Here is a 10,080-nt window from a genome sequence, read left to right as displayed (position 1 = left end):
GGGAGCCGGTTCATAGCGCGGCGAAGCCTCGCCATCGGCGGGCTCATAGCGCGGCGGAGCGGAACGGGCTGCGTAGTCCCGGCGGTCCGGATCGCGGCGCTCGAAGCTTCGCCGATCGTAGTCCCGCTCGAACTCGTGACGCGTGGCCGGCCGGCGATCCTGATAGACGTGCCGCTGGCCGCGGCCGGCATCGCGTCGCTCGTCGTCCCAGCGCGTGTACGTCTCGTGGTTTTGGCGCTCGTTGAAGCGCGGATCATATCCGCCGCCGCGCGCATCTCCATGCCAGGCTTCGTCATAGCCGTAACGTTCGTCTGGCGCGCGCGAAGGGCGCGCCGCGGGACGTTCGGGCGCGGCTGCGGGCTGCTTCATCGTCACCGCGCCGAGGCTCATGGCCGGCAACGTGATCGCGGCGATCGCCGGCGCGGGAGCCGCAGGGACCGGCTTGTCGTCGTCGAGGTCCTCGTTGTTCTCGATCCGCTGCCGCGCGCGCTCGACCTGTGCCTGGATCTTGGCGGCATAGACACTGGGCGGCGAGAAGAAGATTTTCGCAACGACCGGAACGATTTCCAGGAAGATGATGAACAACCGCGTCATCCACGAGAACAGCGTCATGGTGGCGCCGTCCTTGGGATCGTTCTTGAGTTCCTGATAAGCCGCAATCCGGGTCAGCGGATCGATCCGGTCCTTCTTCTCCTGGTAATAGGATTCGGCCAACGCCTTCTGCCTGAACTCGGCGACGTCGGCGGCCTTCGACGCTTCGAACTGCTTGAGGTCGGCCCTCGCAGCGTCGATCCGCGCCTGCAGCGCGTCGGCCTTGGCCTTGATCGCAACGCGCTCCTGGTCACGAGCCGCCGTCGCTTCGGACGCGACCTTGCCTTGGGCACTCCGCAACTCGTCCCGTTTGGCGTGCAGTTGGGCAATTTCGGATTCGCGCGCGGCGCGCTGGGCGATGAAGGCTTCCTTCTGCTTGCGGGCGAATTCGTAGCGCGGTCCGGCGCCGGGCCGGCCGGAATTGTTCGGCGACGCCTTCAGGCCGAACTCCTCGGCATTCATGTCGGCGATGTAGCGCTGGATGGTGCGGTCGATCTGCGCGATGTCGGCACGCACGTCCGCCTCGCGCGTCACCAGCGCCTTGATCTGCTGCTCGATGTCGTCGGTGCGGGTCTGCAGAGTCGGCGCCAGCGCGGGGGCTTCCGTCAGCGCGTCGCGATGCAGCGCTTCGAGGGCGTCGATACCGGCCTGCCGGCGCGCCGCCTCCGCGTTCAGCCCGGCCTCGTACTGGGCGATCTTGGCGTAGATCGGCTGGTTGGCGGCGATCCGGTCGGCCTCGATCTTCTCGTTGATGGTGCCCGAGAAGATCGCGAGCTCCAGGAACATCGCGATCACCCAGGCCAGGCCGAACGACATCATTAGCCTGATACCGACGCGAACGAAGCGCCACGCCGTCTGCTTGGCCTCCGCGCCGGACTGGATCGGAGCGGTATTCCAAAGCGTGCCCTGATAAAACCAGTCGGACTGGCACAGCGCGCGGTCGAACATCAGCACGGTGAGGCCGATCACGCCCGATACCAGCAGCCGCGTCCACACATTCGTGATCATGTAGCCGGTGGCGTGAAACGACACGCCGACCACGACGATGAACGAGAGGCACAGCGATGCGCCGAGATGCGCCGCCCACAACTTGTCGGAGGCGGGGCAGGTCGAGAGTGTTTTGCGGTCGACGCCGGCGATGACACCAAGTGCGCGCTGAATCATGGCCGCCCAATTCTGCGGTGAACATCCGCCGCGGTTGGAAGTGACAGGTTCGCGCGAGTCTAACAGTTCGTTTACGAATTCAATACGCGGCGCTCGGCGCAGATGCCGCCGCGGAGTTCTCACTCGGGCTCAGCACTTCCTGCTAAGTGGTGATAGCCAGAGAAGAAGTCGGTTTGCACGAAGCGTTGATCAGCAACCGCGCCTGTCCTCACAAATTTCCGCGGCGGTGCGGTGATGACGACGCGCTCTTTCCTCCGATACCATTCCCCCCGCGACCAGGCACATGTCGCATCCGCGAAGCATCCCGGTGATTCGCGGGCCGGCCGGGCTGCCGGCTTGCGCTGCGATGCAAGTGCAGCCTGGGTCGTTTCTGTGGATCGGCGGGCCGGGCTCGCCTGGGTCGTACCCGCGCTGAAGACGGCTTCCGCGGCCGCAGCGATCGGTCAGGCCCCTGCGCGGAGGGTTTTGCGAATGGGCGGTTGCCTGAGACCGCCTGAAATGTTTTATGACGCGCCTGTGACGCGGTCCGACGCCCGGACCAGTCCCGTCAATCGGATACCTCCCAATGCTGCGTTACTTTCGAGCCTTTCTGCCGAAGGAGGAGAGGTTTTTCGACCTGTTCGCCCGGCATGCCCAGACTGGCGTGTATGGCGCCCAGGCGCTGCAGGACATGTTGCGGGGAGGCGACGAGACGCTGGTGCACTGCCAGCGGGTCAGCCATTTCGAGGCCGAGGCCGACGCCATCACCCGCGAGGTGCTGACCGCGGTGCGCCGCACCTTCATCACCCCGTTCGACCGCGTCGACATCAAGAACCTGATCACCGCGATGGACGACGCCATCGACCAGATGCAGCAGACCGCCAAGGCGGTGATCCTGTTCGAGGTCCGCGAATTCGAGCCGCCGATGCGCGAGATCGGAACGCTGCTGGTCGAGAGCGCCAATCTGGTCGGCAAGGCGCTGCCGCTGATGAAATCGATCGGACCGAATCTGCAGATGCTGACGGCCATGACCGAGGAAATCACCAAGCTCGAGGGGCGGGTGGACGATCTGCACGATATCGGGCTCAAGGAGCTGTTCCTGAAGCATCGCAACGCCAACACCATGGACTATATCGTCGGCGCCGAGATCTACGACCATCTCGAGAAGGTGGCGGACCGGTTCGACGACGTCGCCAACGAGATCAACAGCATCGTCATCGAGCAGGTCTAGGGCGGGGCCTCGTTGTGGACGCTTCGATCGCGCTGCCCATTCTGGTCGGATTGATCGCGGTCGCGCTGCTGTTCGACTTCCTGAACGGTCTGCACGACGCCGCCAATTCGATCGCCACCATCGTCTCGACCCGGGTGCTGCGGCCGCACTACGCGGTGTTCTGGGCGGCGTTCTTCAACTTCGTCGCGTTCCTGGTGTTCGGCCTGCACGTCGCCAACACCATCGGCACCGGCATCATCGAGCCGAGCGTGATCGACTCCGCGGTGATCTTTGCCGCGCTGGTCGGGGCGATCGTCTGGAACATCGTCACCTGGGCGCTCGGGATTCCGTCGAGTTCGTCGCATGCGCTGATCGGCGGGCTGCTCGGCGCCGGCTTGGCCAAAGCCGGGCTGTCGGCGGCGGTGTGGACCGGCGTGACGAAAGCGCTGCTGGCGATCGTGCTGTCGCCGCTGGTCGGCTTCGTGCTGGCGCTGGTGCTGGTGGCGATCGTGTCGTGGGCATCGGTGCGCTCGACGCCGTTCGCGGTGGATCGCGCCTTCCGCATCCTGCAATTCGCCTCGGCGTCGCTGTATTCGCTTGGCCATGGCGGCAACGACGCGCAGAAGACCATGGGGATCATCGCCGTCCTGCTGTACTCGCAGGGCTATCTCGGCAGCGAGTTCTCGGTGCCGTTCTGGGTGGTGATCTCGTGCCAGTCGGCGATGGCGCTCGGCACCCTGATGGGCGGCTGGCGCATCGTGCGCACCATGGGGCTGCGCATCACCAAGCTGACGCCGATGCAGGGCTTCTGCGCCGAGACCGGCGGCGCCGCGACGCTGTTCATGGCGACGTTCCTCGGCGTGCCGGTGTCGACCACCCACACCATCACCGGCGCGATCGTCGGCGTCGGCGCGGCGCGGCGGATGTCGGCGGTGCGCTGGAACGTGGCGAGCTCGATCGTCTACGCCTGGGTGATCACCATCCCGGCCTCGGCGCTGGTCGCCGCCGCGGCGTATTGGGCGACCAGGCTGCTGCCGACGTTCTGACCCGTCTGTCCGTCATTGCGAGCGAAGCGAAGCAATCCAGAAACGCCGTGCACCGGCTGCTGGATTGCTTCGTCGCTTCGCTCCTCGCAATGACGGCGCGACGCATTTACGTCACCACCTTCAGCCCGACGATGCCGGCGACGATCAGGCCGATGCAGGCGAGGCGGCCGAGTGTGGCGGGATCGCCGAACAACATGATGCCGAGCGCCGCGGTTCCGACCGCGCCGATGCCGCTCCAGATCGCATAGGCGGTGCCGATCGGCAGCGTCTTCAGCGCGAGGCCGAGCAGGGCGATGCTGGCGACCATCGCCGCGACGGTCAGCGCCGTCGGCACCAGGCGGGTGAAGCCGTCGGTATATTTCAGGCCGAGGGCCCAGCCGATTTCCATCAGGCCGGCGATGAACAGATAGAACCAGGCCATAAGGGCCTCCTTGCGCACGTCCGGTCGGTCTGCATCCAGGGGGATTTTGGAAGGCCATCCAACGGGATGGCGCCGGCGCTTGGCGCGGTCTGCGAGGAGGCCGGGTCGTCCCGGCCGAAAAGGTGATGTTGAGGTCGTCCTCGACCCCTTATATGAGACACGCCGCCGCGCCGCGCAACCGGGCGCGCAGCGACCCGCCGGAAGCCCTTGATTGCGCCGGCTTTCCCTGCCACAGGCTGAGTATGTCCGACACCGCTGTTCCGGCCGACGCGCCGTCCTCGATTCCGTCTTCGCTCGCCCATGAAGTGGCGCGGCGGCGCACCTTCGCGATCATCTCGCACCCCGACGCCGGCAAGACCACGCTGACCGAAAAGCTGCTGCTGTTCGGCGGCGCGATCAATCTCGCCGGTCAGGTCAAGGCCAAGGGCGAGCGTCGCAACACGCGGTCGGACTGGATGAAGATCGAGCGCGACCGCGGCATCTCGGTGGTCACCTCGGTGATGACCTTCGAGTTCGGCGGCCTCGTCTTCAACCTGCTCGATACGCCAGGCCACGAGGACTTCTCGGAAGACACCTACCGGACCCTGACCGCGGTCGACAGCGCCGTGATGGTGATCGACGCCGCCAAAGGCATCGAGGCGCGGACGCGCAAACTGTTCGAGGTGTGCCGGCTGCGCGACATCCCGATCATCACCTTCATCAACAAGATGGACCGCGAAAGCCGCGACACCTTTGAGATTTTGGACGAGATCGAGAAGACGCTGGCGCTCGACACCACGCCGATGACCTGGCCGGTCGGCCGCGGCCGCGACTTCCTCGGCACCTACGATGTGCTCACCGGCGGCATTCGCCTCCTGGAAGGCGGCGGCGCCAAGACCGGCGCGGCCGAGCAGATCGCCATCGAGGACCTCGGCAAGCGCAACGCCAGCCTCGACGTCGCCGCGGTGAAGGAAGAGCTGGAACTCGCCACCGAGGCCTGCAAGCCGTTCGACCTCGACGCCTTCCGCGAGGGCCATCTGACGCCGGTGTATTTCGGCTCGGCGCTGCGCAATTTCGGCGTCGGCGATTTGCTCGAAGGGCTCGGCCGCTACGCGCCGCCGCCGCGCGCGCAGGACAGCAACCTGCGCAAGGTCGAGGCCGACGAGGCCAAGATGAGCGCCTTCGTCTTCAAGATCCAGGCGAACATGGATCCCAACCACCGCGATCGCATCGCCTTCGCAAGGCTTTGCTCCGGCAAGCTGACGCGCGGCATGAAGGCCAAGCTGGTGCGCACCGGCAAGAACATGAGCCTGTCGGCGCCGCAGTTCTTCTTCGCGCAAGACCGCTCGGTGGCGGACGAAGCCTTCGCCGGCGACGTCGTCGGCATTCCCAATCACGGCACGCTGCGGATCGGCGACACGCTGACCGAGGGCGAGGACGTCACCTTCGTCGGCGTGCCGAGCTTCGCGCCGGAAATCGTCCGCCGCGTCCGGCTCGGCGATGCGATGAAGGCCAAGAAGCTGAAGGAAGCCCTTCAACAAATGTCCGAAGAGGGCGTCGTCCAGGTGTTCCGCCCGCGCGACGGCGCGCCCGCATTGGTCGGCGTCGTCGGCCCGCTGCAGCTCGATGTGCTGAAGGCGCGGCTGGAAGCCGAGTATCAGCTGCCGGTCGATTTCGAGGTCTCCGAATTCCAGCTCGCGCGCTGGATCTCCGCCGAGGACCGCAAGAAGCTCGACACCTTCATCACCGCCAACAACTCCTCGATCGCCGACGATGTCGACGGCGACCCGGTGTATCTGGCCAAAAACGAATTCTATCTCGGCTACACGCGGGACCGCGCCGAGGGCATCACCTTCTCGGAGATCAAGGACGTCAAGAAGGTGGCGTGAGGCTGCGTACTACGCGCCATCACAATGCGTCATTGCCGGGCTTGACCCGGCAATCCATCCCCTTCGTCAAACGTCGCCATCCCATTGGTCCGCTGCGCGGACGATGGATGCGCGGGTCAAGCCCGCGCATGACGGCTTTCGTGTAACCGAGACTGTCAAACAGCCACGCCTCCACATCCTCGCGGCGCAATGCGCCCGAGCTTTGCCCGAAGGGCCGCCCCAAAGTGAGGGGCGGCGGCGCGCCGCAAGACGCGGCGTTGGTAGTATCGCGATCCGGCCTTCGCCCGCGCTAGGGGCGAAGATCGCGAACCGCGCGTCGCCTTGCGGCGCGCCACCCCGGCGATTATGGGCGAGGGGACCGTTCTTCCGGGGACGTGGCCGGAGCGCCTCGGCGCTCCATCCCGGCGGTTTCCCGCCGTTCGCCTGTCCCGCGTCCAGCCGGCAAAAGCGGCAGAGCCCCGTAGTGGGCCCGGACGGGAACCCCAAGCCTCCGGGAGCGAGGGTGCGAACCCCGCGCGCGGACGCCGTATCCCGCTCCGCCTCGCAAGCGCCCTCGAGAAGCGCCCCTCGCGAACGAGATGGATAGGAATATAAGCAGCAATCGCGTGATTGTCAACACCGTCTGGGGCGCGGCAATTAATTGAGCTGGTTTGCTATCCTGAAGCCCAAGACGGCCGCGAAGTCCGTTCGGGCACACCCATATCAATAATATCGAGTGTCGCTTGGCAACATATTGCGATTGACGCCTGATGAGCGCGCACAGCTTCGATCAATGAAGATGATGAGTTCTCGTATCGAACCGAGGGGGCGCAGTTTGCAGTCTCGAGTAAGATCGGATCAAATGTGGGGTGCCCGGTCTCGTGGGCTAGCCTGAAGAGATCGTGTATCTTAGGGAAATCTCTGCCCTGGCAAGCGATGACAGATTTTAATGCCTTTTCTGCTGCTTGAAGCGAGTGCCAACGGGACAGACCAAAGTTTTCTGAGCCTGATAGTATGTGCTCAACCGAAGCATCGAGGTCAGGCCTTATTTCTAAGGTGCCTTCATAATTGGGAAGGTCGCGCGACCCTCTAACCCTCCAGCCATTTGCTCGAAATTCGTGTACTAATCTGGTGCGTTCGCTGAGAGTTAATGACAATGCAGTTTTTACGGAGAGGTCATCGTAGTGATCTAGGACATTTACGATAGTCCGGCTGTCCTCATTGATGCTACCGCTGATTCCAGGGCGTAACGGGTCAAATATTAAATCAACATCGCCGAGCGCGATGGGTACAGCCATCCTATATGGATCATCTCGGATTATTGAGACTGACTTTCCAGCCCAGTATTTTATCTTGAGGCGATCGCCATATAGCTCATCGAACCAATTAAGTATTTGCCGAGTAAGTGCGTTTCCAGAGTATCCCAATATTTCATCCTCGGGTAACTCTAGTGCTTCTGAGATGTTGAATTCCATCTCCGAATTCTCAAGAGAAATACGAGATAGCGCTTGCAGTGGGCGGGCCTGTATAGGCACACCATCCTTGCGCATTCCATCGTCAACGGTGCGTAGGTACGAGTCCATTTCTGCGAAATTGTCAAATTCAAGCATCGTCATGATTGCCGAGTCAATCCGCACTTGTCTGTGAGCGTGATATTCCCAGTGGCTTGGTTCAAGAAGGCAAGATCGCATGTTTGAAGGATTTTCTGCAAGCCGCAGCAATGTGTTCGCCGATTTCGAGCAGGAGCTGGTGAAGGCCAAGTTGACGGTGCGGATCTACAAACTTCTTTCGGGGCGTGGTTTCATCAGGCTGCGGCGGCAAAGCTGCTCGGCGCGACACCGTTTGTCGGTGGTCGTTGAGGTGTTGTTCTCGTCGACCGAGAATTTACATCAAGAATTCATAGCGAATACGCGACTTTAAGTCAGCAAGCTCACTACGATAGGGTAAGATCCACAACCCCATAGATAATTTCTTAGAATAGGTAATCCATGAATGCCGAGCTATTGAATCTCTCCTGGCAAATTCAGGTTGCGTTGGCATCTGGATACTCAGCTTACATGCTTGCATATTTTGGATTGAGGCATGCTCATAAGCAGATAGATACCATTTTTATTGCACTGGTCTTCAGCCTCATGGCGTCAGGGGTAATCAGTGCGCTTGGCAGTCGCGAAGGGTTTGAAAGTCCCATACTTCAAGGGGGAACTGCCTTCATCGCTACCAGTGCAGCGGCGATGATCTGGCGCAAATGGGGTCGAAGGTTGTTGGGAGTATTTCTCAGGTTCGTAGATATGTCTTGGTCTGACAATGACCCATCTGCGCTCATTACGCTGACTAGCAGTACTGAGTATTTCGTAAGTCAAATTGCTGTACAACTAGATGATGGGACTTGGCTTCGGTGTGACGATACCTCGAAATTTAAGGGGGCGCCGTTCTATCCTTGCCTAATTGGGCCTGCTGGAGATATCGCCTTTTACTTAACCCACGAAGAGCCGATAGGGCAAAAAGCCAAGGAGCTCTCAAGCGTTCGGGATCTGCACTACGGAGACCGTCTCACCTATATACCAGCCCAACGAATAAAACAGATCACTGTCCGCCACGTTGGGAAAATTAGTCATTCTTAGATGGAGGTGGTGGGGGTGGAGGTGACTGATCCGTCGTCGTGGGGGCTTTTGGCTGCGATGTGCCCCAAGGCTTCGGTATATAAGTTTTCACGAATTCATTCGACTTGCCGCTTTTGTCGTCAGGCATGTTGTGTTCCTCATGCATGATTCATCGGATAGATGTTAGATAGTTGGCCTGTCTAAATCTATCTTGATCACGAAATTGGAGGCGATATCTCCACAATCCTCTTGATATTCCCCAACCCCAGCTCCGCCTCCGCGCTCATCCGCTTACCATCTCCGGCGTCGGTGGCTTCGGCCGTGCCGGGTTGCGCAGGATGCGGGTGAAGCGGGTGTGGCCATCGATCTGTTCGAACGTGTAGTGCACCACCACCGGGCCCATGAAGCTGGTGTAGGTCATGCCGATCCACAGCGTGGGACGGTCGCAGGCGATCACCAGCCAGGCGAGGTCGACCGGGCCGGTGCGGGTCGACCAGTGTTCGTGGAAGGTATCGCCGAAACCCATCGGGCGGTTCTCGCACTCCAGCGCGTGCGAGGAGGGCAGCCATTCCGGCCAGGATTTTGGATTGGTGACGTAGTCGAACACGGCTTCGATCGGCGCGGCGATGTCGATGGCGTGGCGGATTTCGAACGGGTAGGTGCGGGCGGCGGCGTGATCGGTGGACATGGCGTTTCCTGTGTGTGAGCCGCGCCGGTTCGGTCGCGCGGGCTCGTTGGCCGCAGTGTAGGAGAGCGCCGGCGCGGCCGCCATCGCCGGAGCCGCGCGGCGCGCGCCGGGCGATGCGGCGGCGGGGTGGCTTCACCGTGCCGCCGGCCTCTGCCAGACTTTCCGCCGAATCGAACCGTAGCCTGTCCGCGCCCGCGCGCGGGGGACCTAGGTGGCGCGGCTCGGGAGCATCGGATGGGGACGTTGGACATGCCGGGACTTGTTTTGCGACGCGCCGCCTTGCTGGCCACGCTGGCGGCGGGGGCGGCTGCGATGACGCCGCCGGGCGCGCACGCGCAGGGGCTGGTCCAGGGCGTGCAGCAGGGCGTGCGCGAGGGCAACAAGGCGGCCGGCCCGGTCGGCGGCGTGCTGGGCGGGGCGATCGGGGGCGTGGTCGGGGTCGTCGGCGGGGTGCTCGGCGGCGTCACCGGCCAGAACGGACGTAACGCCGCCGGGCCGGTGCAGCCGCAGGCGGCGCCCACTCAAAGCGCCCAG

At 62.8% G+C, this 10,080-nt stretch carries 9 protein-coding genes and 1 pseudogene; 6 read left to right on the top strand and 4 right to left on the bottom strand.

Translation table 11 applies throughout. The features are described from left to right. Nucleotides 1–1,755 (bottom strand): DUF4407 domain-containing protein (locus IP86_RS07060; RefSeq protein WP_054161811.1); only part of this gene is annotated, 1,755 nt, incomplete at its 3' end. 565 nt (nt 1,756–2,320) lie between these two features. Between IP86_RS07060 and IP86_RS07055 the strand changes: the two genes are divergently transcribed. Continuing rightward, the gene (locus tag IP86_RS07055; protein WP_054161810.1) at nt 2,321–2,965 is read left to right on the top strand and encodes a DUF47 domain-containing protein; all 645 of its coding nucleotides are present in this window, start codon (nt 2,321–2,323) and stop codon (nt 2,963–2,965) included. A gap of 14 nt (nt 2,966–2,979) precedes the next feature. Beyond that, nucleotides 2,980–3,990 carry an inorganic phosphate transporter gene (locus IP86_RS07050; protein ID WP_054161809.1) on the top strand — a complete coding sequence of 337 codons (1,011 nt, stop codon included), beginning with the start codon at nt 2,980–2,982 and terminating at the stop codon, nt 3,988–3,990. Between the two features lie 106 nt (nt 3,991–4,096). Here IP86_RS07050 and sugE read toward each other — a convergent pair whose 3' ends face one another. Then, the gene (gene sugE, locus IP86_RS07045; protein ID WP_054161808.1) at nt 4,097–4,411 is read right to left on the bottom strand and encodes a quaternary ammonium compound efflux SMR transporter SugE; all 315 of its coding nucleotides are present in this window, start codon (nt 4,409–4,411) and stop codon (nt 4,097–4,099) included. 242 nt (nt 4,412–4,653) lie between these two features. Here sugE and IP86_RS07040 point away from each other — a divergent pair, with 242 nt between their 5' ends. After that, on the top strand, nt 4,654–6,279 hold the full coding sequence (locus tag IP86_RS07040) for a peptide chain release factor 3 (protein WP_054161807.1): 1,626 nt from the start codon (nt 4,654–4,656) through the stop codon (nt 6,277–6,279). Nucleotides 6,280–6,932: 653 nt separating this feature from the next. Here IP86_RS07040 and IP86_RS28585 read toward each other — a convergent pair. Beyond that, a complete protein-coding gene (locus IP86_RS28585; RefSeq protein WP_197279669.1) occupies nt 6,933–7,874 on the bottom strand; it encodes a HEPN domain-containing protein in 942 nt (313 codons plus the stop codon). A 73-nt stretch (nt 7,875–7,947) separates the two neighbouring features. On the opposite strand from IP86_RS28585, the gene IP86_RS07035 reads away from it, so the two are divergent. Then, entirely contained in the window at nt 7,948–8,178 is a 231-nt protein-coding gene (locus IP86_RS07035; protein ID WP_156332428.1) for a hypothetical protein, read from the top strand. 68 nt (nt 8,179–8,246) lie between these two features. Continuing rightward, nucleotides 8,247–8,879 (top strand): hypothetical protein, encoded by a 633-nt coding sequence (locus IP86_RS28580; RefSeq protein WP_156332427.1) that lies wholly within the window; start codon nt 8,247–8,249, stop codon nt 8,877–8,879. Nucleotides 8,880–9,141: 262 nt separating this feature from the next. Here IP86_RS28580 and IP86_RS07030 read toward each other — a convergent pair whose 3' ends face one another. Next, complete coding sequence (locus tag IP86_RS07030) at nt 9,142–9,546, bottom strand: SRPBCC family protein (RefSeq protein WP_245290561.1); 405 nt, start codon at nt 9,544–9,546, stop codon at nt 9,142–9,144. Between the two features lie 249 nt (nt 9,547–9,795). Between IP86_RS07030 and IP86_RS07025 the strand changes: the two are divergent. Then, nucleotides 9,796–10,080: pseudogene (locus tag IP86_RS07025) on the top strand (Spy/CpxP family protein refolding chaperone); the annotation flags it as partial.

It is taken from the genome of Rhodopseudomonas sp. AAP120 (assembly GCF_001295845.1).
GTDB lineage: Bacteria > Pseudomonadota > Alphaproteobacteria > Rhizobiales > Xanthobacteraceae > Rhodopseudomonas.
This window is presented reverse-complemented; position numbering and strand designations above follow the sequence as displayed.